At 59.5% G+C, this 23,102-nt stretch carries 18 protein-coding genes and 1 tRNA gene; 7 read left to right on the top strand and 12 right to left on the bottom strand.

Annotation, left to right across the window (positions count from 1 at the left end):
* The first annotated feature begins 22 nt into the window (after positions 1-22).
* Positions 23-655 (top strand): TetR/AcrR family transcriptional regulator C-terminal domain-containing protein, encoded by a 633-nt coding sequence (locus ASE94_RS16970; RefSeq protein WP_062631330.1) that lies wholly within the window; start codon positions 23-25, stop codon positions 653-655.
* 212 nt (positions 656-867) lie between these two features.
* Here ASE94_RS16970 and lon read toward each other — a convergent pair whose 3' ends face one another.
* Positions 868-3,291 (bottom strand): endopeptidase La, encoded by a 2,424-nt coding sequence (gene lon / locus ASE94_RS16965; RefSeq protein ID WP_061906719.1) that lies wholly within the window; start codon positions 3,289-3,291, stop codon positions 868-870.
* 316 nt (positions 3,292-3,607) lie between these two features.
* Here lon and rocF point away from each other — a divergent pair, with 316 nt between their 5' ends.
* Complete coding sequence (rocF, locus tag ASE94_RS16960) at positions 3,608-4,576, top strand: arginase (protein WP_062631329.1); 969 nt, start codon at positions 3,608-3,610, stop codon at positions 4,574-4,576.
* Positions 4,577-4,578: 2 nt separating this feature from the next.
* On the opposite strand, the gene ASE94_RS16955 is transcribed toward rocF, so the two are convergent.
* From ASE94_RS16955 to ASE94_RS16935, 5 genes are all read right to left on the bottom strand, one after another.
* Positions 4,579-5,742: a GGDEF domain-containing protein gene (locus ASE94_RS16955; RefSeq protein ID WP_162236110.1), complete on the bottom strand. Its 1,164-nt coding sequence runs from the start codon at positions 5,740-5,742 to the stop codon at positions 4,579-4,581.
* Between the two features lie 151 nt (positions 5,743-5,893).
* Entirely contained in the window at positions 5,894-7,171 is a 1,278-nt protein-coding gene (gene clpX, locus ASE94_RS16950; protein WP_061906722.1) for an ATP-dependent Clp protease ATP-binding subunit ClpX, read from the bottom strand.
* A gap of 173 nt (positions 7,172-7,344) precedes the next feature.
* Positions 7,345-7,974 carry an ATP-dependent Clp protease proteolytic subunit gene (locus ASE94_RS16945; protein WP_061907244.1) on the bottom strand — a complete coding sequence of 210 codons (630 nt, stop codon included), beginning with the start codon at positions 7,972-7,974 and terminating at the stop codon, positions 7,345-7,347.
* A 302-nt stretch (positions 7,975-8,276) separates the two neighbouring features.
* The gene (locus tag ASE94_RS16940; RefSeq protein WP_062631327.1) at positions 8,277-8,504 is read right to left on the bottom strand and encodes a hypothetical protein; all 228 of its coding nucleotides are present in this window, start codon (positions 8,502-8,504) and stop codon (positions 8,277-8,279) included.
* 89 nt (positions 8,505-8,593) lie between these two features.
* A complete protein-coding gene (locus ASE94_RS16935; RefSeq protein WP_062631326.1) occupies positions 8,594-8,992 on the bottom strand; it encodes a YciI family protein in 399 nt (132 codons plus the stop codon).
* A gap of 148 nt (positions 8,993-9,140) precedes the next feature.
* Here ASE94_RS16935 and ASE94_RS16930 point away from each other — a divergent pair, with 148 nt between their 5' ends.
* The gene (locus ASE94_RS16930; protein ID WP_082461264.1) at positions 9,141-10,397 is read left to right on the top strand and encodes a cytochrome P450; all 1,257 of its coding nucleotides are present in this window, start codon (positions 9,141-9,143) and stop codon (positions 10,395-10,397) included.
* On the opposite strand, the gene ASE94_RS16925 is transcribed toward ASE94_RS16930, so the two are convergent.
* The 6 genes from ASE94_RS16925 to ASE94_RS16900 form a co-directional block, all read right to left on the bottom strand.
* Entirely contained in the window at positions 10,394-11,863 is a 1,470-nt protein-coding gene (locus ASE94_RS16925; RefSeq protein WP_062631325.1) for a bifunctional ADP-dependent NAD(P)H-hydrate dehydratase/NAD(P)H-hydrate epimerase, read from the bottom strand. The two genes, ASE94_RS16930 and ASE94_RS16925, sit on opposite strands and share 4 nt — an antisense overlap.
* 188 nt (positions 11,864-12,051) lie before the next feature.
* Entirely contained in the window at positions 12,052-15,096 is a 3,045-nt protein-coding gene (locus ASE94_RS16920; protein ID WP_062631324.1) for a GAF domain-containing protein, read from the bottom strand.
* A gap of 255 nt (positions 15,097-15,351) precedes the next feature.
* Positions 15,352-15,657 (bottom strand): hypothetical protein, encoded by a 306-nt coding sequence (locus ASE94_RS16915; protein WP_062631323.1) that lies wholly within the window; start codon positions 15,655-15,657, stop codon positions 15,352-15,354.
* Between the two features lie 68 nt (positions 15,658-15,725).
* Positions 15,726-16,064 (bottom strand): DUF2322 family protein, encoded by a 339-nt coding sequence (locus tag ASE94_RS16910; protein ID WP_062631322.1) that lies wholly within the window; start codon positions 16,062-16,064, stop codon positions 15,726-15,728.
* Positions 16,065-16,162: 98 nt separating this feature from the next.
* Positions 16,163-17,572, bottom strand: a complete 1,410-nt coding sequence (gene glnA / locus ASE94_RS16905) for a type I glutamate--ammonia ligase (RefSeq protein ID WP_061906729.1) — start codon at positions 17,570-17,572, stop codon at positions 16,163-16,165.
* A gap of 58 nt (positions 17,573-17,630) precedes the next feature.
* Entirely contained in the window at positions 17,631-17,969 is a 339-nt protein-coding gene (locus ASE94_RS16900; RefSeq protein WP_046136017.1) for a P-II family nitrogen regulator, read from the bottom strand.
* Positions 17,970-18,331: 362 nt separating this feature from the next.
* Between ASE94_RS16900 and ASE94_RS16895 the strand changes: the two genes are divergently transcribed.
* The 4 genes from ASE94_RS16895 (at position 18,332) to ASE94_RS16880 (ending at position 23,086) form a co-directional block, all read left to right on the top strand.
* Positions 18,332-20,041 carry a methyl-accepting chemotaxis protein gene (locus ASE94_RS16895; protein WP_062631321.1) on the top strand — a complete coding sequence of 570 codons (1,710 nt, stop codon included), beginning with the start codon at positions 18,332-18,334 and terminating at the stop codon, positions 20,039-20,041.
* A gap of 202 nt (positions 20,042-20,243) precedes the next feature.
* A tRNA-Leu gene (locus tag ASE94_RS16890) sits at positions 20,244-20,328 on the top strand.
* A gap of 46 nt (positions 20,329-20,374) precedes the next feature.
* Positions 20,375-21,754 carry a trigger factor gene (gene tig / locus ASE94_RS16885; protein ID WP_062631320.1) on the top strand — a complete coding sequence of 460 codons (1,380 nt, stop codon included), beginning with the start codon at positions 20,375-20,377 and terminating at the stop codon, positions 21,752-21,754.
* Positions 21,755-21,898: 144 nt separating this feature from the next.
* Positions 21,899-23,086 (top strand): GGDEF domain-containing protein, encoded by a 1,188-nt coding sequence (locus ASE94_RS16880; RefSeq protein ID WP_062631319.1) that lies wholly within the window; start codon positions 21,899-21,901, stop codon positions 23,084-23,086.
* Positions 23,087-23,102: the final 16 nt, after the last annotated feature.

Genomic DNA, 23,102 nt, shown 5'->3' with positions numbered 1-23,102 from the left:
TGATAAGTCAAGAGGATTACGTATGGCTATCGATCGCGGACGTATTGTCGATGAGGCGCTCGCCTTGCTGAATGAAGTGGGCATCGACAAACTGACGACGCGAAAACTGGCGGAGCGGCTAGGGGTGCAGCAACCGGCGCTCTATTGGCATTTCAGGAACAAGTCTGCGCTGCTCGACGCCATCAACAGCGAAATGCTGGCGCGCTATCACACGCACCGCCTGCCCTCGCCCGGCGAGGACTGGGTGGAGTTCACCTATGCGACAGCGCGGAGCATGCGCACGACGCTGCTGGCGGTGCGGGATGGAGCGCGGATCGTATCGGGCACGCGGCCCTCGACAACGGATTTTGCGGACGCAGAGCTGCAGCTCAAGCTCTATGTCGATGCGGGATTTACAGCGGAAGAAGCGCTACACATCTCAATTTCGATCGCGCGCTACGTTGTCGGATATGTGCTCGAAGAACAGGGCGAGCGCGAGCGGCGGGCGGAGGAAGAGGGTCAGGATGGGGATATCGATGGCGAGTTGAAGCCGTTTCCGATTTTGGCGGAGGCGTTTCGGTCGCTGGAGAAGGAGGGGAGCATCAATACTGAGGCGGCGTTTGAGCGCGGGCTGGGATATATGGTTGAGGGGATGAGGGGAAGTAAGGCAGCGTAGGGTTCCAAGTAGTCCTCATGATGAGGTGCGGAGCGCAGCGGAGCCTCGAACCACGAGGGCGTGGCGCTTGAGCCTCCACTCGCTCGCTCTCGTGGTTCGAGGCTTTGCTCTGCAAAGCACCTCACCATGAGGGCTCTTGGAAACAGGGCCACTGACGGCACAAAGAAAAACGGCGGCCTTGGAGGCCGCCGTTTTCATATTCGTTGCACAAATCAGTGCGTCAGGCTTGCCGCGTTGTCTTCGACCGGATCGGTCTTGGCTACGGCTGGCGCCTCTTCGAAATTCCATTCGATGGCTTCGGGCTTGCGCACGAGGGCGCGTTCGATGACCTGATCCATGCGGGAGACCGGGACGATCTCCATGCCTTCCTTGACGATGTCCGGAATCTCGATGAGGTCGCGGACGTTTTCTTCAGGGATCAGCACGGTCTTGATGCCGCCGCGGAGGGCTGCAAGGAGCTTTTCCTTGAGACCACCGATGGGAAGCACCCTGCCCCGCAGCGTGATTTCGCCGGTCATGGCAACATCGTTGCGAACCGGAATGCCGGTCATTACCGAGACGATCGCGGTTGCAAGACCGATACCAGCCGACGGGCCGTCCTTGGGCGTTGCGCCTTCGGGAAGGTGGACGTGGATGTCGCGCGTATCGAACATCGGCGGCTTGATGCCGAAGTCGATCGAGCGGGACCGGACATAGGCCGTGGCCGCGGTCAGCGATTCCTTCATCACTTCCTTGATGTTGCCGGTGACCGTCATGCGGCCCTTGCCCGGCGTCATCACGCCTTCGATGGTCAGGATTTCGCCGCCAACCGAAGTCCAGGCGAGACCCGTCACGAGACCAACCTGGGATTCAGCTTCGATCTCACCATGCTTGAAGATCAGAGGGCCGAGATATTCGGCGAGCTTTTCTTCAGTGATCTCAATCGACTTGACCTTGGTGCGGACGATATCCGTCACGGCCTTGCGCATCAGCTTCGAAATCTCGCGCTTGAGATTGCGGACGCCGGCTTCGCGGGTATAGCCGCGAATGACCTTCATCAGCATCTCGTCGCTGAGCACGAACTCGCCATGAGCGACGCCGTTCTCCTTGGCGGCTTCCGGTATCAGGTGCTGCTTGGCGATCGCGTGCTTCTCCTCTTCGGTGTAACCCGAGAGGCGAATGATCTCCATGCGGTCCATCAGCGGGCCGGGGATGTTCAGCGTGTTCGAAGTCGTCACGAACATCACGTCCGAAAGGTCATAGTCGACCTCGAGGTAGTGATCGGCGAACGTGTTGTTCTGTTCGGGATCAAGCACTTCGAGCAGAGCCGAAGACGGATCACCACGGAAATCCTGGCCCATCTTGTCGATCTCGTCGAGCAGGAAGAGCGGGTTGGACTTGCCGACCTTCTTGAGCGACTGGATGATCTTGCCGGGCATGGAGCCGATATAGGTGCGACGGTGTCCGCGGATTTCGGCTTCGTCACGGACGCCACCGAGCGCCATGCGCACGAATTCGCGGCCGGTCGCCTTGGCGATCGACTTGCCGAGCGAGGTCTTGCCGACGCCCGGAGGGCCGACGAGGCAGAGGATCGGGCCCTTGAGCGTGCCAGTGCGTGCCTGCACGGCCAGATATTCAAGGATACGTTCCTTGACCTTTTCGAGACCGTAGTGGTCTTCGTCCAGCACCTTTTCGGCAAGGTTCAGGTCGCGCTTGACCTTGGACTTCTTGCCCCATGGAAGGCCAAGAAGCGTATCAAGATAGTTACGCACGACGGTGGCTTCAGCCGACATCGGGCTCATGGCCTTGAGCTTTTTGACTTCGCCATCAGCCTTGGCCCGCGCTTCCTTGGACAGCTTGGTCTTGGCGATGCGGTCTTCCAGTTCGGTGATCTCGTTGGCGCCGTCTTCGCCGTCGCCCAGTTCCTTCTGGATCGCCTTCATCTGCTCGTTGAGATAGTACTCGCGCTGCGTCTTCTCCATCTGGCGCTTGACGCGCGAGCGGATGCGCTTTTCGACCTGTAAGACGCCGATCTCGCCTTCCATGAGGCCAATGACCTTCTGGAAGCGTTCGATGACGGAAACGGTCGACAGCAGGTCTTCCTTTTCCGGGATCTTGATGACGAGGTGGCTGGCAATGGTATCGGCGAGCTTACTCGGGCTCTCGATCTGACCGACCGCAGCCACGACCTCTGCCGAGATCTTCTTGTTCAGCTTGACGTAGTTTTCGAACTCGCTCTGAGCCGAGCGTGCCAAAGCTTCGAGCTCAGTCGCGTCTTCCTCGGGCTCGGGAAGCGGGCTGGCTTCGGCTTCGAAGTATTCTTCGGTCTGAAGGTACTGATCGATGGTCGCGCGGCTGAGGCCTTCCACGAGGACCTTTACGGTGCCATCGGGGAGTTTAAGAAGCTGGAGCACAGTCGCGATTGTGCCGGTGCCATAGATCTGGTCCGGGGCTGGATCATCGTCCTGCGCATTCTTCTGGGTCACGACAAGAATATGCTTGTCGTCGCGCATGACCTCTTCAAGTGCCTTGACGGATTTTTCGCGGCCGACAAAAAGCGGCACGATCATACCAGGGAAGACAACGATGTCGCGCAGGGGGAGAACCGGGTAAACCCGGTCCCGGCTCGTTTCGCCGGTGGGATTGACGTCCGACATCACATTTCCTTTCCGGGGCGCGCCGGGAGGAATTGGGGTAGCGCGCCCGTATTGCGACTGCCCAATCCGTTAAGGCTGGGCGATTCAGGTTAATAAATAGGGTGGAGTGGGCTCCCCGCAAGTCAATCATTGCGGTTTTGTGACCTTGCGATGGTCTCTGCACAGGAGACATGCGCGATAGGACAGGAACAGTCATGTGCCTTGGCTGCAAAGGAGAATCTGGATTTTGGTGCAGTCCAGAGATTGGGTCGGGGGTGGAGCCATGCAATGGTGTCGACCGTTGATGACCCTGATTTGACCCGACCGGAGCACCCGCATGGCCAGCAAGACCAAACGCATCGATATTCTGGGTATCGCGACGGCGGCAGGAGCCTCGGTGCGGGGCTGCGGAATGGGGCCGGAGGCGCTGCGGGTGGCGGGCCTTTTGGAGGCGCTGGTCGAGCTGGAGCACGAGATCGCCGACCATGGCGACTTGCGGCGTCCGGTGGCCGCGGTGACGACCAATCCCTCGAGCTGGCGCCTGCCGGATGAACGCAAGGCAGACGTGCTGGACCTTGCGGCGCGGACGAGCGACGCCGGCTACGACATTCTGGCTGAAGGCGGTTTTCCGCTCTTTATCGGTGGCGACCACTCGATTGCCATGGGCACGCTTTCAGCGGTGTCGCGGCACTGCGCCGATAAGAACAGGCCGGTGCATGTGATGTGGATCGATGCACATGCTGACTACAACACCCCTGACACCTCCCCTTCGGGCAATCTGCACGGCATGCCGCTTGCGCTGCTCTGCGGTGAGCCGGGTTTTGACGACAGCTTCAAGGGTAACTGGCTCGGGCGGATCGATCCGCGCAATGTGACGATCTTCGGTGCGCGCTCGATCGACCGGGAGGAGCGGCGCTTGCTCCAGGCGCGCGGGGTCGAGGTCGTCGATATGCGCAAGATCGACCAGTCAGGTGTCGTGGCGCTGATGCTGCCGATCCTCAAGCGCGTGGCGGCAGAGGGCGGGCATTTGCATGTGAGCCTCGATGTCGATGCGATCGATCCAGCCATCGCGCCGGGCGGTGGTACGCTGGTGCCGGGTGGCCTCACCTATCGCGAGGCGCACCTGATCATGGAGATGCTGCACGATAGCGGCGTCGTGGGTTCGCTCGATGTGGTCGAGCTCAACCCGTTTTTGGATCACGGCGGCAAGAGCGCGACGCTGCTGGTCGATCTGGTCGCCAGCCTTTTCGGGCGCTCGATCATGGGCGAAGAGCCGGGACCGGTGGAATTCGTCACAGAGGCCTGAGATCAAGCCGCGACGCGGCTAATGACGGCACAGTCGCGGCCGTCGGCTTTGGCTGCATAGAGCGCCTTATCGGCGCGGCGATAGACGTCTGCGAGGACAGCATCCTCATCCGACGCCTGGGCGATGCCGGCGCTGAAGCGGACGGCCTCACCGTTGGGCAAGGTTACGCTTGAAGCCACGAGATCGCGTAGCCGTTCGCTGTAGCGCTGAGCGCCGACGGCATCCGTACCGGGGAAGACCAGGCAGAACTCTTCGCCACCAACACGGGCCGACAGTTCGGCCTCGGGGGCGAGCTTTTGGACATTGCGCGCTACGGACGCCAGAACGCGGTCACCTTCTTCGTGGCCAAACCGATCATTGACCGATTTGAAGTGGTCGATATCGAGCAAGATCAGCGAGAAATTTCGACCGTCGCGCTGGGCCGAAGCGAATAGTCTTTCGCCCAAGGCGTAAAAGCGGCGGCGATTGGCGAGACCAGTCAGCTCGTCCCGGAAGGCGAGATTGGCCAACGCATCTTCGGCACGGTCCTTGAGCGCCGCAACCCAGGAAAGCGTGATCAGAATGGTGCCGATATAGGCGCCGAGGAATGGCAGGGTGACAGCGGGCACCGGCGCCATCGGATTGGCGATCAGGTCGGGCCAGAGGAACTCACCGGCGAAGCGCCCGGCTGCGGCGACAAAGGCCACGGCATAAGCCAGTGCCATGAGGATCGATGTGCGCGTTTGTACCGCGGTCGGTCCGAGCGTGACGATGAACCAGGCAAGCACCGCATATTGGACGCAGAGGACAGCGGACGTCACGAAAGCGGCGGTGCTGATATCGCGACCGATGATGGCGACAAGGACCATCGATACGGCGGGCGGTATGAAAAACCAGACGCGCTTTACCCGGCGCTCGGTCAACGTCGAGAGGGCTGCCCACTGGAACGAGACATTGGCGCTGACAAAACCGGCATAAGCGATGATCACCCAATCATTGCCCGTCGCACGCGAGAACATCGCGGTGACCCAAGCGCAGATGCCGCAGAGAAGACCCCAGCAAAAGAGGACCGTTTCGGGGCGGCTGCGGCGCAGCGTCATGATGGTGATGCCGGCAGCAAACATCACAAAGGTGATGATCCGCGCGATGATGAGCGTTCCCATATCGAGAACGAAAGTTTCGCCCATCAACAACTCCATGCCACGGACTACGCACTGCCAAGATGGCAGAAAACTAACGAAGCATACGTTCTGGCCGACTGTCTCTTAGGCAAAAAGCGAAACGGCCTCCAGCACTTAAGCTGAAGGCCGTAAACCAAAGGTAACCCGTGACAGGCGGTTAGGCCGATGCGGGCTCTTCGTCCTTCTGGCGTTCGGAATAGATGTAAAGCGGACGGACGTCCTTGCCCTTCACAACTTCTTCCGAGATGACGACTTCCTCGACGCCTTCGAGCGAGGGAAGGTCGTACATGGTGTCGAGGAGGATAGCTTCCATGATCGAGCGGAGGCCGCGGGCACCAGTCTTGCGCTCGATGGCCTTCTCGGCGATCGCCTTGAGAGCGTCTTCGTGGAAGGTCAGTTCGACTTCTTCCATCTGGAAGAGGCGCTGGTACTGACGCACGAGGGCGTTCTTTGGCGCGGTCAGGATTTCGATCAGGGCCGGAATATCGAGGTCTTCGAGGGTCGCGAGGACCGGGAGACGACCGATGAATTCCGGGATCAGGCCGAAACGGACGAGATCTTCGGGCGCAACGTCCTTGAGGAGATCGCCGACGCGACGGTCCTGCGGATCCTTGACGGTGGCCGCAAAGCCGATGCCCGAGCCTTCGCCACGCGCCGAAATGATCTTCTCGAGGCCGGCGAAAGCGCCACCGCAGATGAAAAGAATATTCGTCGTGTCGACCTGCAGGAATTCCTGCTGCGGATGCTTGCGGCCGCCCTGCGGAGGCACGGAGGCAACGGTGCCTTCCATGATCTTGAGGAGAGCCTGCTGCACACCTTCGCCCGACACGTCGCGGGTTATCGACGGATTGTCCGACTTGCGGGAAATCTTGTCGACTTCGTCGATATAGACGATGCCGCGCTGGGCCTTTTCGACATTGTAGTCGGCAGCCTGAAGCAGCTTGAGAATGATGTTTTCGACGTCCTCACCGACATAACCGGCTTCGGTCAGGGTCGTGGCGTCAGCCATGGTGAAGGGCACATCGAGAATGCGCGCCAGGGTCTGGGCGAGCAGGGTCTTACCCGAACCCGTCGGACCGATAAGCAGAATGTTGGACTTGGAAAGCTCAACGTCCTGATTCTTGGTCGCGTGGTGAAGGCGCTTGTAGTGGTTGTGGACAGCCACGGAGAGCACGCGCTTGGCGCGGAACTGGCCGATGACGTAGTCGTCCAGCACCTTGCAGATCTCTGCAGGGGTTGGAACGCCATCGGAGGACTTGACCATGGAGGTCTTGTTCTCTTCGCGGATGATGTCCATGCAGAGCTCAACGCATTCATCGCAGATGAATACGGTCGGCCCGGCGATCAGCTTGCGAACCTCATGCTGCGACTTACCGCAGAACGAGCAGTACAGCGTGTTCTTGGAGGTTTCGCCGTTCGTTGTCTCTTTGGACATCTAGTCACTCCCGGGAGCTTGAGGCCCCCAAAATCAGCGTTATCGGAAACCGTAACGCGCAAGACATAAACAAAGTCTAAGCCGAAACGACCTTAAAGGCCGTTCCGGCTGCGTGCAATTGCGTCGGGATCACAGTCCAGAGCGCATCGGCATTGTGATTAACGCGCCCCAAATCAGGCAGAGGCCTCCGGAACAGCGCGCTTTTCGTGGATGGAATCAATCAGACCGAACGTCTTGGCTTCTTCCGGCGATAGGAAGCGATCGCGCTCGAGAGCGTTCTCGATTTCTTCGTAGGTACGGCCCGTGTGCTTCTCATAAATCTGATTAAGACGGCGCTTCAAGCCCTCGACTTCCTTGGCATGAATCAGGATATCGGTGACCTGACCCTGGAAGCCGCCGGAAGGCTGGTGGACCATGATGCGCGAGTTCGGCAGCGAGGTGCGCATGCCGGCTTCGCCTGCCGCGAGCAGCAACGAACCCATGGATGCAGCCTGGCCCATGACCATGGTGGCAACGGCCGGACGAATGAACTGCATGGTGTCGTAAATGGAAAGGCCAGCCGTCACCACGCCGCCTGGCGAGTTGATGTACATGGCGATTTCCTTCTTCGGGTTCTCTGATTCGAGAAACAGAAGCTGGGCGACGATGAGCGAGGCCATATTGTCCTCGACCACACCGGTCACGAAAATGATACGTTCGCGCAGAAGGCGCGAGTAAATGTCGAAGGCGCGTTCGCCACGGTTCGACTGCTCGACCACCATGGGTACGAGCGTGTTCATGTAAAGATCGTGCGGATCCCGCATATTGTGCCCCTTGGCCCCCATTAGCGTCGCAAGCGAATGGCAGGCTTGGTTGGTTTGTCCCGAGATGCTGCCCCGAACGCGCACAAGGCAAGGCAGCTTCTGGGATGAAAATCGAATCGGCGCGACTGGCCGATTGCAGACGATGCCGCCTTAACGGGCGGTAAAAGGAGAAATAGGCGGCAATGGGGCTGGCTTCAATAGACCCAGCCCCACACAATGACACTAAGGTGAATGCCGCGTTCGGGACGTTGCGAGATGCAAGGCTTTGTCCCCTGCCCGTTTCCGCGCCACTCTTGCCAAGATCAAGCGAACGAGACGGCAACGCCTTTTTTCTTGAAATAGGCCTGCATGAGCTTGCGGCCCTGGCGATTGCCCTGGGCAAGCTTTGCCGTTTCGAACACGGCTTCCTTGGCACCCTCACGCGCCATTGCCGCCTTCAAAGCGGCAATGTGCAGGTCGAGGTCTTCGTTGTTATTCTTGATCGAGGCGTAAACCGCATCGGTCGCCTCGGAAACGGTGATGTCGCTCACGGGGTAAATCCTTCGTCGCTTTTGGCGCTCTCAAGACATGATTGGTGCCGTCTTGCCAAGCCTTTTCGGCATGATTGGTCGGCAGGATTTTATGGCCGGCGAAATTCGGGTCGCGATTCGCCGGTTTCGCTGTGGCGGTGGTCTTCTTTGAGCGGCCTGATCTGGATGCGGCAGTAGGCGGCGATTGGGTCGTCGGCAAAAAGCGCGAGCGCTTCGTCCATGTCCTTGGCCTCGATCAACACCACGCCGCCGATGACTTCCTTGGCCTCGGCGAACGGGCCGTCGGTCTGCGCGACCTTGAGATGGCGGCGGCGATCGATAACGCGCTCGGTCGCGACATCTTCGAGCGGGGACGCGAGAAGCAGGTGACCACTCCTGCGCAGCTTGTGGTCGTGTTCGATGGTCGCATCATCGAGGCGGCGCATCTCTTGGGGCGTTACGCCGTCAAATGCATTTGGCGCGAAATTGAAAAGGCATAGAAATTTCATGGCTGGTCTCCTTGGTTGGACAGCCAGAGGACGAGCGGCTCAACCTATGTCCGACTATTTGTGCCGCTTTTTTTGCGAAGACGGACAAATAAATTGCATGGGGCGTGACCGGGCCTAATGTGGGGGCGAACAAGCTTCTCGGACGACCATGGCCGCCATTATCCAAGTCAAACCCATCACCGATGTCCCTGCCGGCCTCAGCGCCAGCGCAGCACCGCGCGATCCCGCGTTTTTCCAGAATCCGTATGCGTTCTATGCTGAGCGGCATGCGACGAACCCGGCATTCTTCTGGGAAGAATATGGGCATTGGTGCTTTGGTGGGTTCAAATCGGTGTCAGCGCTGCTGCGCGACAAGCGGTTTGGGCGTGAAATTCTCCATGTGGCGACGCGGGAGGAAATCGGGCTGCCGCAGCCCAAGCCGCATGTGGCGGATTTTGATCTCACCGAAAAATTCTCGCTACTGAACCTTGAGCCACCGGCCCATACGCGGTTGCGGACATTGGTCAACAGGGCCTTCGTTTCGCGGCAGGTCGAGCAGTTGCGGCCGCGCATTCGTCAATTGGCAAACGAGATCATCGATGGGTTCGAAGGCGAAGAGAGCGTTGACCTGATCAAGGCATTTGCCGCGCCCCTGCCCGCGATCATCATTGCCGAAATGATCGGGCTACCGGCGGAATCGGCGCCGCAATTGCTCAATTGGTCTAACCGCATGGTGACCATGTATATGTTCGGCGTGACCGATGACACCGAGCTCGATGCCAATCAGGCGTCGGCAGATTTCATGGCCTATCTGCGCGAGATCATTGGCGAACGGCGCAAAACTCCGCGCGAGGACCTACTTACCCATATGCTGACTGCCGAACAGGGCGGCGAGCGGTTGAGTGATGAGGAGGTGATGTCCACCGCGATCCTGCTGCTCAATGCCGGGCATGAGGCCACGGTGCACACGACAGGAAATGGCGTCAAGTCCATCCTTGAAAGCGGGCTGGATCCCAAGACGCTGTTCGCGACGCCCGAGCAGACCGAAGCGACTGTGGAAGAGTGCCTGCGGTTCGACGCCCCGCTGCATCTCTTTACCCGTTACGCCTTGATGGACACCGAAGTGGAGGGCATCCCGTTACGCAAAGGTGACGTGATCGGGCTGATGCTCGCCGCGGCTAATCGCGATCCCTCGCGCTTCGCCAATGCCGACCGGTTCGATCCGTTCCGGACCGATGGCGCCAATGTCAGCTTTGGCGCGGGTATCCACTTCTGCATCGGTGCGCCGCTTGCGCGGATTGAGCTTCAGGAGGCGATGTCAGTGCTGTTCGAGCGGCTGCCAAAGCTGCGGCTGGCGGAAACGCCGCGCTACGCCGACGTCTACCATTTCCACGGGCTCGAAAGGCTGATGGTGCGCTGGGACTAAAGCGTCGCCAGTATTCCAGGCAGCAGGAGCGGGAGATCTTCGCTCATCATCCCGGGGCCGCCGAAACGATTGGCGGCTTCGGCGTGAAGCCAGGCGCCAGCGCAGGCGGCCTCAAAGCCGTTCATACCTTGACCGAGAAGACCACCAATGATGCCGGCGAGCACATCCCCTGCCCCGGCCGTGCCAAGCCAAGTGGGCGCGTTGGCATTGATCGCGGCCCGCCCATCCGGCGCAGCGATGACGGTGTCGCTGCCTTTGAGAAGGATAACGGCTCCCGAATGCAGCGCAGCATCGCGGGCGCGTTCGAGCTTGCCGCCCGGTACATTGCCGAAGAGCCGCTGAAATTCACCCTCATGCGGGGTGAGAACGACGACGCGATCCGGATTGGCCTTGATGGCGGCAAAAAGGGTTTCGCTTTCGCTCGCAAAGCTGCTGATACCATCGGCGTCGAGGACGAGGCTAGCTCCGGAGTTTAGCACCGAGAGTGTCTTGTCGCGGGTTTCGGCGCCTATGCCAGCGGCTGGGCCGAGGACGACGGCATTCATGCGCTTGTCTTCGAGAAGTTTGGAGAGTTCCGCTGCATCGCTCGCAGGCTTGAGCATGACGGCCGTCATATGGGCGGCGTGAACGCGTAACGCATCGGTTGCGCCTGCGATAGACACAAGGCCTGCGCCGACCCGGAAAGCACCATAGGCCGCCAAGCGTGCACCGCCGGTTTCCAGTTCACTGCCAGAGACAACGATGACATGGCCGCGGTCGAATTTATGACCATCAGCCATGGCTTGCGGCAGGCTCCAGAGGCTGCGCGTGTTCTGCCAGGCGCGCGGCAGGATGCGTTCGAGAACATTTTCGGGGATGCCGATTTCGGCCAGGACGACCTCGCCGCAATGTTGACGGCCGGGCAGCAACAAGTGCCCTGGCTTGAGGCGGAAGAACGTGACCGTCATATCGGCAATCATGGCGACACCGCGGACGGCGCCACTGGCGCCATCGATACCGCTCGGGACATCGATGGAGACTACGGGCAACGTTGACGCGTTGACGAGGCCGATCATGTCGGCGATTTCGCCATCCACATCGCGGTCGAGCCCAGCACCGAGAATGGCATCGATGACAAGGTCGGCGTCTTCGATGTCCTTCTCGGTCGGGCGATCAATGCGACCAGTCCATTGTTCGGCAGCGACCTGGGCATCGCCGCGAAGCGTGTCGCGATCCCCGAGAATACGAACCTGCACCGGCCAGCCGCGTTGCTGCAGCAACCGAGCCACAATGAATCCGTCGCCGCCATTATTGCCGGTGCCGCAGAGGACGAGGACGGAGCGCTGGTAATAGCGCTCGATGATGGCTTCGGTGACGGCTTTGCCGGCGGCTTCCATCAGGCGGAAGGATCGGACGCCGCTCTCTATCGCCAGACGATCCGCCTGCCCCATTTCCTGTGGCGTCAATAGAGCATCGGTATAGGGCATGGCTGTCTCACTTCACGAACGTCGTCTGACTCTCATAACGACTTAGGCGTGAAAATGAACAGCGTCATGGCAGGAGAAATTGGGCCTGCCAGAAAATGCGCTGGGTTCTGCGGTACGGCAACGTTGGAGCGACCGCGACTGTCTCGATCGCGCTGTGAAGCTACGTGCGTGCCGAGATGATCTGCGGCCTAGGCGGAGCCGATGCCTTCAACCGCTACCGCGGGCATCAGGCCCGTCAAAATATCGGCGAGCTCCGCATGTCGGAAGGGTTTGGTCAGGCGCGGCAGATCGGGCGCTAGTCCTTCCACCTCCGAATAGCCCGAAACAATGACGACTGGCAGATCCGGCTTGGTGCGGCGTATGTCACGCGCGAGTTCGGCGCCTGTCATGCCGGGCATCAAATGGTCCGTAATCAGAACGTCTGGGATAGCGCCATTTTGGACGAGCAGCAGTGCCTCTTCGGCTGATGCGGCTTCGATGACGATGTAGCCCAGGTCGACCAGCATGTCGCTCGTGTTCATGCGAACCAGTGGTTCATCGTCGACCAAGAGAGCAGTGCCTCGCTTGGCGGACGGCGCGAAGCTTGGCTCCGCGTCGGGCTTTAGATCGACATAGCCCTCGCTCACCGGTAACCAAAGCTCGACCGATGTGCCTTGGCCAGGTGCGCTGACGATATCGAGCGCGCCACCGAGCTGGGCGGTGAGGCCGTGGACCATCGACAAGCCAAGGCCAGTTCCCTTGCCGATTCCCTTGGTGGAAAAGAAGGGTTCGATTGCCCTTGCGATTGTCGCTTCATCCATGCCCGTGCCGGTATCGACGACACGTAGGCGTAGATAGCAACCGGCAGAAAGGCCGAGCTTAGTGTCGCCCGACGACTGCTCGAGCGTGGCTGCTATGGTCAGGTTGCCGCCATCCGCCATAGCGTCGCGGGCGTTGACTGCGAGATTGAGCAGCGCCATCTCGAGCTGATTCTCGTCGGCCTTGGCGGGTGGCAAGTCGGGCTCGACGTTGAGGGTGATGTTGATCGAGGGCCCAAGCGTCGAGCCAATCAGACCCTTCATGCTATCAATCAAAGCCGCGACATCGACGGCAGTCGCCTGGAGCGGCTGGCGGCGGGCGAAGGCAAGAAGGCGTTGGACCAACAACTTGGCGCGCTCTGCGGACTGAAGCGCGCGGTCGATGAGGCGGCGCTGCCGGTCGCTTGTCAGCTCCGTGCGCGTCAGCATATCGAGCGAACCGATGATGGGGGTCAGCAGATTATTGAAGTCGTGCGCGACGCCGCCGGTCAACTGGCCCATTGCTTCGAGCTTCTGGCTCTGGCGCAGTTGCTCCTGTGCCTCGACCAAAGCATGTTCCTTGGCTTTTACGAGGCTCATATCGCGGCCGACGGCAACGAAATTCTGACCATCAGCCTCGGGCGCGACCGTCCATTCGATCGACTTCCAGCCACCATCGCTGGTTGCGATGCGATTTTCGAAACGAGTCGGTCGCCGCGTTTCAGCCATCCGGCTGATGGCTGCAAGCGTCGGGGTAGTATCATCAGGGTGCATGAAGCTGGCATAGCCGCGGCTGAGCAATTCCGCCTCGGACCAACCCAGTACGCGCTCCCAGGCGGGGCTGACCGCAGACATCATCCCGCTATAGTCGGCTCGGGCGAACATGTCCTGGGAGAGGCTCCACAGGCGATCGCGTTCAGCCGAACGCTCTGCGACCTGCTGCTCCAGGGTTTCATTGAGCGCCCGCAACTCCTGCTGCGCACGAGCGCGCTCCAAGGCTGCCCAGATATAGGCGGCAACTTCCCTGACGAGATCTTCCTCATCGTCGGTCCAGGCACGAGGAGTGCTCTGATGCAAATGAAGGCCGGCGACCCAAGCCCCATTGCGATGGAGTGGTACCGAGAGCGCAGCGCCCATGCCGAAGGTGGAATAGGCTTCGGCATCGGGTTGCGTTCGCGTGTCATCGACGCGCAGCACAGACCCAGCCTCTAGCAGGCGAACAGTCGATTTTGCGAAGCTGCCAAGCTGATGCACACCCAACATGCCAGCCAGCCCATCAGCGTGCCATTCGTTCGTCACGACGAACTTGCCGTCTTCGATACGGTAGTAATTTGCCTGATCGACACCCAGATGCGGCCCCAGTCGGCGTGCGACGGCGGACTTGATTTCCATCGGATCCGATAGACTTTGCAGCACCTGACCCAATTCGGCGCGAAGCCGGTGCCGCGTCGCTGCACGGAAAGCGTCTTCGTCGGCGCGCGAGCGCTCCACCGCGAACTTCATGCGGTCGGCGACTTCGCGGATCAGAGCCTCTTCCTCGGAGGTCCAGACGCGCGCTGACTTGGCCTGGACGGCCAGAAGACCGACGAACGTAGTTTCCTTGAAAAGGACGACGTCGACAAAAGAGCCAACCTGCCGCGAACCAAGACCTTCGCGCGCCGCGTCGTTCAGGCGCTCGTCGTTGACCACGTCATCCACCCTGATCGCGGTCTGCGATCGATAGGCGGAGAGCAGATCTGGGCCAAAAGCTTCGAGAGAATGCTGGCCGATCAGCGAGATGACGCCCTCAGCATATTCGCATTCGACGGTCATGAGACTGCCGGCGATTTCGGCATAGAACACGCGATCAGCGCCGAGCCACGTCCCCAGGCTGTCGCTGGCTAGTTGCATGATCGACGATGTCGTCGGTTGGGCACGGAGATTATCGGTCAGATCGAGAAGAAAAGCCTGTTGGGCCTGGCTGGCGCGGGTGCGGTCACGCTCGGCCAGAAGGGCTTTTTCCGTCTCTTCGCCGCGGCGGGCACTAAGCACCTGGGCTGTGATTTCGTTACAGGCGCAGTAGATGCCCATAACCGTGCCATCGTCGTCGGCGATCGGCGCATAGAAAAAGGAGAAGTGCGTCTCCTCGGGATAACCGCGCCGGTTCATGATGAACTTAATGTCGTCCATCTCAACGGGCTGACCGGAATATGTCCGCTCGACGATGGGCAGAAGATCGGCCTCGATGTCGCTCCAGACGTCCATCAGGTCCTCGCCCAAAGCGGCTGGATGCTTGGACGCGAGAATATCGCTATAGGCGTTATTGTAGATCAGCGTGCGCTTGGGTCCCCAGGCGACGAACATGGGCTGATTGGAGGCGAGGATAATGCCGACCAGCGTCTTCAGTTGGCTTGGCCATGTCGCACGATCTCCGAGCGGCGACAGCGACCAATCGCGACCGAAGATAGTCGTCTTCATGTCATCGCGTGGAGGCTGATCAGCCTCTGATGGATTGGAATACACGTGACGCTCCAGACGACGGCATGCACTGGTAGTGCTTAAATCAGATGCTTAAGACACGAGCACGCGGTCTGGCTACGACATTCATTCCGCATCCGATTGTTTTGATCGGCGGCGCGCGTCGAATTCACGCATCCGCCATCGGCTTAGCTTCTGAGGCATCTGGAGCTTTTGCGGCCGGGCATGATCACAAGCCCGACCACAAAATTCAGCTCAGCTTGCGGCAGGAAGGTCCAGCTCGCCGCCAATTTCCACAGCTTCGGTCTTTTTGTCGAAGACGCAGATGATGCTCTTTGTCGTGGTGGCGTCGGCCTTGCCGGTGACAACAGCCAGTCCATAGTTCTCACTGCCGAAGGGGTCGACCGTCGCTTGGGCATCGGTGAGGATTTCGCTGGTGGCGCCGAGGCAAGCTTCCTCCACCTTGGTCGCGAACTCTGCCCAGGCGTCGTCCGAGGATGCGAAGGCGGATGGTGACGCGGCGGAAAGAAGCAGCGCCGCCAGGGTTAGTCTCTTCAGCATGTCTTGGTTATCCCGATGATGTCGTTGGGATAAGTTTGCAACGAGATGCGGTTGTTTGAAGGCAAGGGTCAGGCGTGGTCCTTGGCAATGATCCGGATCGCGAGCGGTTCGGCGCCATCAGCGATGGCAATAAGACGGTCGATATTGGGATGGGCACCGGGACGGCTACGCGCATCGGCGGTGTGTTCGCCGAACACATCGAGACCGTGACGGGCGGCTTTGGCATCGAGCGTACCGAAGGTCGCTTGAAGGTATTGATAGACCGCGACAGAGCCCTGCTTTCCGGGTTGATTCTCGATGGTGGCGACGACTGTGCCAGTCCCGTCGATCAGGTCGATACGCGCGATGGAGTCGATGGCTGGAAGCTGCTGCAGGTTGTCTTTGAAAGACGGACCCGGGGTTATCATGGACTTGGGTTCCTGGTTGTCGGCAGTTGATGAGCGCGAAACACCGGTAAAACAAAAAGGGCCCCGAGGGGCCCTTCTCTCATTCTTGGTTCCAGCAATTAGGCCGAGAAGTACATTTCGTATTCGACCGGGTGCGGGGTCATTTCGACGCGGAGGACTTCCTGCATCTTCAGTTCGATGTAGGCATCGATGAAGTCGTCGTCCATGACGCCGCCGACCTTGAGGAAGTCACGGTTCTTGTCGAGGTTTTCCAGCGCTTCGCGGAGCGAACCGGAAACGGTCGGGATTTCCTTGAGTTCGTCCTTCGGCAGCTCATAGAGATCCTTGTCCATCGGCTCGCCGGGGTGGATCTTGTTCTTGATGCCATCAAGGCCGGCCATCAGCAGCGCAGTGTAGGCCAGGTACGGGTTTGCCAGCGGATCGGGGAAGCGGACTTCGACGCGCTTTGCCTTCGGTGACTGGCCGAACGGAATACGGCAAGAAGCCGAACGATTACGGGCCGAGTAGGCCAAGAGAACCGGAGCTTCGAAGCCGGGCACCAGACGCTTGTAGGAGTTGGTGGTCGGGTTGGTGAAGGCGTTGATCGCCTTGGCATGCTTGATGACGCCGCCGATGTAATAGAGGCAGTCCATCGAGAGGCCGGCATACTGGTCGCCGGCAAAGAGCGGCTTGCCATCTTTCCAAATCGACATGTGGCAGTGCATGCCCGAACCGTTATCGCCATAGACAGGCTTCGGCAGGAAAGTTGCGGTCTTGCCATAGGCATTGGCAACCTGCTGCACGGCATACTTGTAGATGAGAACGTCGTCAGCCGACGCGATCATCTGCTTGTACTTGAGGCCGAGTTCGTGCTGGGCGGAAGCCACTTCGTGGTGGTGCTTCTCGATGATGACGCCCATCTGGCCCATGGCTTCGAGCATTTCGCCGCGCATGTCCTGCGCGCTGTCGAGCGGCGGAACCGGGAAGTAGCCCTTCTTGAGGCCGATATGGTGGCCGTTATTGCCGGCTTCATATTCGGTGTTGTTGTTGGTCGGCAGTTCGGCGGCGTCGAGGGCGAAACCAACATTGTAGGTTGTTGCCGAGTAGCGGACGTCGTCGAAGATGAAGAATTCGGGCTCGGGACCGAACACGACGGTGTCGCCGATACCGGAGGATTTGACGAGGCCTTCAGCCTTCTTCGCGATCGAACGCGGGTCGCGGTTATAAGGCTGATAGGTTGCTGGCTCGAGAATGTCGCAGTTGATGGCGAGGGTGGAGGCAGCGAAGAACGGGTCGATATAGGCCGAGTTCGGATCGGGCATCAGCACCATGTCGGACTCGTTGATGGCCTTCCAGCCAGCGATCGAGGAACCGTCGAACATCACGCCGTCTTCGAACATGTCTTCGTCGACGACCGAAACGTCCATGGTAACGTGCTGCAGCTTGCCGCGCAGGTCGGTGAAACGCACGTCGAGATACTTGATGTTCTCGTCCTTCATGCGCTGGATAATGTCTGCACCGGTCGTCATAGGTCTTCCCCTGTCTTAGACGGAAATTTTTGTTTGATGGTTGGCTGACGCGCGCTTCTTAGAGCGCGTCGTCGCCGAATTCGCCCGTACGGATACGGATGGCCTGCTCGATGGAATAGACGAAAATCTTGCCATCGCCGATGCGGCCGGTCTGGGCAGCGTTGCGGATCGCCTCGATCGCCTTTTCGGCGAGATCATCGGGGCAAACTACCTCAACCTTCACCTTGGGCAGGAAATCCACCACATATTCTGCACCACGATAGAGCTCGGTATGGCCCTTTTGACGGCCAAAACCCTTGGCTTCGGTCACGGTGATACCCTGCAAGCCAACTTCCTGCAGCGCCTCTTTGACTTCGTCGAGCTTGAACGGCTTTACGATCGCCTCGATTTTTTTCAACTGGTGCCTCCTGACCGTTTTGGCCCGTTTCGCCAGATTGTATGCACGGCCTGTGCCAGCCTATGCCAAAGAAGAAAAGTTAGCGTATTTAAGGATTTAGCTGGCGGGACCATGTCGTGTCCTTACGCACCAAACCCGGCGTTGATTATTTTTTAGCCAGACTGCCGATTGTTTTGGCGGTTTTCGGGCAGTGAGGGTCGAGGCGAGGCAGCGACTGATCAAAAAGCAAGCATGACCAGCCATGCGTATTTTAGATTAAGTTCGGTTTGCGCATGAATTATGAGTGTGTCAGGAGAAAATTTACCTAACCCAGTTACCAAATAGCCTACGTACTATTCCGTGCGTTACCCCTGGGGGATACGTTGAAAATCCGCCTTTTCAATCGCGCAGACCGCCAACTGGCGCAAAACAATAGCGCTATGCTCAATGCCATTTCGCGCGCGCTGGCCGTTATCGAATTCGATCTTAATGGCAATATTTTATACGCTAACCAGAATTTCCTGGACGTCATGGGCTATGCGCTGGACGAGATCCGCGGCAAGCACCATCGCATCTTTGTCGAACCGACCGAATCCGAAGGCGGTGATTACAAGGCTTTCTGGAAGCGCCTAGCCCAAGGCGAATTTCAGGCCGCCGAATATCGCCGCCTCGCCAAAGGCGGGCGGGATGTGTGGATCCAGGCCAGCTACAACCCGGTGATGGATGCCGAAGGCAAGCCGGTCAAGATCGTCAAGTTTGCCACAGACATCACCAGCGCCAAGCTGAGTTCGGCTGACTTCGCGGGACAGATCGCTGCCATCTCACGTTCGCAGGCCATCATCGAATTCTCGCCGCAAGGCGAAGTACTCGACGCCAATGCCAATTTCTGTTCCGCGCTCGGCTATCGTCTCGACGAGATCAAGGGCCGGCATCACCGGCTCTTCGTGCAGGAAAAAGAAGCCAGCTCTGCCTCTTACAAGCTATTCTGGGACGCACTCGGCCGCGGCGAATACCAGGCAGCCGAATATCTGCGCATCGGCAAGGGTGGCAAGGAGGTCTGGATCCAGGCCACCTATAATCCGATCTTCGATTTGCACGGCAAAGTCTTCAAAATCGTCAAATACGCGACCGACGTGACGGACCGGAAGCGTGCGGTCAATCTTCTAGGCGAAGGCCTGGGCAAACTTGCGGAGGGCGATCTGCGCGGCCGGATCAATCAGACGTTCAAAGGCGAACTCGACGTCGTGCGCATTGCCTATAATGACACGGTCGATCGCTTTGCCGAGATTATCTCGCGGCTCCGCCGGTCTTCGAGCATGCTGCATTCGGCAACGGGCGACATTCTCGCTGGTGCCAATGATCTTGCCGAGCGCACCTCTCGTCAGGCCTCGGCGATCCAGGAAACCAGCACGGCCATGGACCATCTTTCGGAAACCGTGGAAGAGAATGCGACCCGAGCCAATGCCGCAAGCGGCAAGGCCCGTGCAGTCTCCAAAACGGCCGAAGCCAGCGGTGCAGTCATGAGCGAAGCGAAGGACGCGATGGGGCGTATCCTGACGTCATCGTCGCAGATCTCCAACATTGCCGGCATGATCGACGACATCGCCTTCCAAACCAATCTCTTGGCGCTCAACGCTTCTGTGGAAGCGGCGCGGGCGGGCGAAGCTGGCAAGGGTTTTGCCGTGGTGGCCGTGGAAGTGCGGCGCCTGGCACAATCGGCGGCAGAAGCCTCGGCTGAGGTCAAATCGCTGATCGAGCGCTCATCCACCGAAATCGCAACGGGGTCACGGCTCCTGTCCGATGCGGCAGAACGCATTGCCAGCATGCTTGGCGATGTGCGTGAGAACAGCGATCTGATGGATGCCATCGCCAGCGGCAGCAAGGCGCAATCGAGCGCCATTGCCGAAGCGGCAGCATCGGTGCGGCAGATGGACGAGATGACGCAGCACAATGCGGCTCTGGTCGAAGAAACCAATGCCGCCATCGAGCAGACGGAAGGCCAGGCCCGCGAACTCGAGGACATCGCCGAGATCTTCCTCGTGGGCGGGAGTGGCGAAGAAACGGGCCGGTCGACGCAGCGTCGTGTTGCTTAAGCGCTGAGCCAATAGTGCCTCTATTGCCGGTGACCGGGTGCAATCCTGGTTGCCGGCAATGCTTTTTTTGGGCGCTTTACCGCGTCACGGCGTGAAAACTTGGCTAAAGGCCCCAGCATTCGGCTCGAATGGCCAATCGAGGCTTTGACTGGCCCACACACTTCATATAGATGCATCCCAACCCGGCCGACGGGGTACCCATGCGGGTGTGGCGGAATTGGTAGACGCACTGGATTTAGGTTCCAGCGCCGCAAGGCGTGGAGGTTCGAGTCCTCTCACCCGCACCATCTCGGTCCTGGCCTAACGAGATCAAACAATACGGGAATAACCCCCATGCAGGTTACTGAAACCCTCAATGAAGGCCTGAAGCGCAAGCTCAGCGTCACGATCCCGGCGGCGGATCTCAATTCTCGCCTCGACGCGAAGCTGGACGAACTCAAGGGCCAGGCCAACATCAAGGGCTTCCGTCCCGGCAAGGTGCCGACCGCGCACCTGAAGAAAGTCTATGGCCGCTCGGCCATGTCCGAAGTGATGACCGACGCGATCAATTCGACCGTGTCCGATACGCTCGACGAGCGTAAGGAACGCGCCGCAGCTCAGCCTAAGGTCGACCTGCCGCAGGACCAGAACGTCATCAACGACGTGCTTGATGGCAAGTCGGACCTCGCATTCGAAGTCGAATACGAAGTGCTGCCGCCGGTTTCGCTGATGGACCTCAAGGGCCTCAAGCTGAACAAGCCTGTCGTCGAAGTCACCGAAGAAGAAATCGACGCCGAAGTAAACCGTGTGTTCGCCCAGAATCGCGGCTACACCGACAAGGGTGACGGCGCAGTCGTCGAACAGGGCGACCGTCTCGGTCTCTCCTTCGTCGGCAAGATCGATGGCGTCGAGTTCCCGGGCGGCAAGTCCGACCACGCTCACCTGACCGTTGGCTCGAACGAATTCATTCCTGGCTTCGAAGAACAGCTCGTTGGCCAGAAGAAGGACGAGACCCGCACGATCACGGTCACCTTCCCGGCCGACTATAACAATACCGAACTTGCCGGCAAGGAAGCCACGTTCGACGTCACCGTACTGCACGTTGACGGCCCGAACCAAGGCGACCTCGACGATGAATTCGCCAAGCGCCTTGGCCTCGATGACGTTGCGGCCCTCCGCAACACCATCAAGGAACAGATGGACTCCGCGCTCGACAGCATGAGCCGTCAGCACGTCAAGCGCCAGATTCTCGACGCGCTCGACGAAGGCCACAAGTTCGACGTTCCGGAACAGCTCGTCGACGCCGAATTCGCCACCATCTGGCAGCGCGTTCAGCACGAAGTCGAAGGCCATGGCCGTTCTTTCGAAGACGAAGGCACGACCGAAGAAGAAGCCCGCGAACAGTACAAGCGTATTGCCGAGCGCCGCGTTCGCCTTGGCCTCGTCGTTGCCGAAATCGGCAACCAGAACGAAGTTCAGGTGACCGACGACGAACACCAGCAGGCTCTGCTTGCTGAAATCCGTCGCTTCCCGGGCCAGGAACAGCAGGTTTACGACTACTACCGCAAGAACGCCCAGGCTCTCGCCAGCCTCCGCGCGCCGGTTTTCGAAAACAAGGTCGTCGACTACATCGCCAGCCTTGCCGACCAGACCGAAGCCAAGATGTCGCGTGACGACCTGGCCAAGCTGATCCAGGCAGACGAAAACGACGTTCCGGAAGAGCACCACCACTAAGGTTTGCTCCGTACGTATTTTGAAGGCCGTCCCTCGGGGCGGCCTTCTTGTTTTTAACGAAGACATCACGCGAGGTTAATGCGTTGTTGGGACCGGCACGGTAGGGTCGCAGCGGGACAGGGAACGAAGTGGGGTGTCGTTCACGTGCAGGATCAGATCTTGTTTTCGCTGGTCAATCCGATTGTCAGCTTTCTGTTTTCCGCGACATTCGGAATCATCTGGTTTTACCAACGGCGATATTTGCATCTCGTGACGCTGGCGCTCGCCTTCCTCTTCATGGGCTTTGGTTTCGTCGTCTACGAGTTCAGGCTGTTCATCGGCCCGGGCGAAGTCAACATTCCCGCCAATGCGTTGTATGTTGCGACAGTTACCCTGGCCTGTTCGAGCGCCTTGCGGCGAAGGAATGTCGAGGTCCCTGCCCCGTTTCTCACCGCCATCATCGTTGCAGGCGCGATTCCCTTTTCCTGGTATCTCTTTATCAATCCCTTGACACCAGCGCGCATCTTCACGACCTCGGCGATGTTCATGGCCATTACCGCGACGACCTTCGTCAACCTCGTGCGTCAATCCGAACGGACGCTGGCGGACAAGCTCTTCGAAGCCGGCGTGGCGCTGGCCTTCTTCATCGCGCTGATCCGGCCAAGCCTCGTCATTCTCGGCATCCTCGATATCCAGAGCCCGACCGGGTTTGCGGGATCGGAATATTGGACCTCGATCCGCGCCTTCAGCCCGATCCTATCCTTCGTCGTGGCGCTGCTCTTCATCGTCGGCATTGGCCTCGATACGATCAGCCACCTCAAGAGCCAGGCCGACCGCGATTTTCTCACCAATCTCCTCAACCGCCGCGGCTTCGAAACCAAGGCCAGCGAAGCGCTCAAGCGCGACTTTGCCAATTCACGGCAGCCGGCGATCCTCCTTGCCGACATCGACGACTTCAAGAAGGTCAATGACAGCTTCGGCCACAAGGTGGGCGATGCGGTGATCATAGCAGTCGCGCGGGTCATGGCGCGGTATGGCGGCGCACTGCTGGCAGGTCGTGTCGGCGGCGAAGAATTCGCACTCTACTATAATGACGTCGACCGCGCGCAACTGCAGGAAGCGGCACGGGTAATCAAGGCAGCGCTGACCGAAGTCAGCGTGCCGGGCCTGCCGGACGACTACCCCATTACCGTGAGCATCGGGCTGCATATGAGCTACAGCCAGGAAGCTCTCACCGATATGATCGCCAGGGCCGACCAGGCGCTCTATCGCGCGAAGCGTGAGGGTAAGGATAAGGCCGTCATCACGGCGGTCCAGTTGCACCTCGCCGTGCGGAACGGCGTGACCGGCTAAGCTGGCCGCAGAACGG

The sequence above is a fragment of the Devosia sp. Leaf64 genome (genome assembly GCF_001421945.1).
GTDB lineage: Bacteria > Pseudomonadota > Alphaproteobacteria > Rhizobiales > Devosiaceae > Devosia.
The sequence above is the reverse complement of the archived record's forward strand: the minus strand, read 5'-3'. Positions and strand labels throughout refer to the sequence as shown.

Excerpts from the sequence above, each read along its gene's own strand:
- ASE94_RS16915 (WP_062631323.1), bottom strand. The coding sequence starts at position 15,657 with ATGCTGAAGAGACTAACCCTGGCGGCGCTGCTTCTTTCCGCCGCGTCA.
- ASE94_RS16930 (WP_082461264.1), top strand. The coding sequence starts at position 9,141 with ATGGCCGCCATTATCCAAGTCAAACCCATCACCGATGTCCCTGCCGGC.
- ASE94_RS16970 (WP_062631330.1), top strand. The coding sequence starts at position 23 with ATGGCTATCGATCGCGGACGTATTGTCGATGAGGCGCTCGCCTTGCTG.
- ASE94_RS16945 (WP_061907244.1), bottom strand. The coding sequence starts at position 7,974 with ATGCGGGATCCGCACGATCTTTACATGAACACGCTCGTACCCATGGTG.
- lon (WP_061906719.1), bottom strand. The coding sequence starts at position 3,291 with ATGTCGGACGTCAATCCCACCGGCGAAACGAGCCGGGACCGGGTTTAC.
- ASE94_RS16955 (WP_162236110.1), bottom strand. The coding sequence starts at position 5,742 with ATGGGCGAAACTTTCGTTCTCGATATGGGAACGCTCATCATCGCGCGG.
- ASE94_RS16935 (WP_062631326.1), bottom strand. The coding sequence starts at position 8,992 with ATGAAATTTCTATGCCTTTTCAATTTCGCGCCAAATGCATTTGACGGC.
- tig (WP_062631320.1), top strand. The coding sequence starts at position 20,375 with ATGCAGGTTACTGAAACCCTCAATGAAGGCCTGAAGCGCAAGCTCAGC.
- ASE94_RS16920 (WP_062631324.1), bottom strand. The coding sequence starts at position 15,096 with ATGAAGACGACTATCTTCGGTCGCGATTGGTCGCTGTCGCCGCTCGGA.
- glnA (WP_061906729.1), bottom strand. The coding sequence starts at position 17,572 with ATGACGACCGGTGCAGACATTATCCAGCGCATGAAGGACGAGAACATC.
- ASE94_RS16925 (WP_062631325.1), bottom strand. The coding sequence starts at position 11,863 with ATGCCCTATACCGATGCTCTATTGACGCCACAGGAAATGGGGCAGGCG.
- clpX (WP_061906722.1), bottom strand. The coding sequence starts at position 7,171 with ATGTCCAAAGAGACAACGAACGGCGAAACCTCCAAGAACACGCTGTAC.
- ASE94_RS16910 (WP_062631322.1), bottom strand. The coding sequence starts at position 16,064 with ATGATAACCCCGGGTCCGTCTTTCAAAGACAACCTGCAGCAGCTTCCA.
- rocF (WP_062631329.1), top strand. The coding sequence starts at position 3,608 with ATGGCCAGCAAGACCAAACGCATCGATATTCTGGGTATCGCGACGGCG.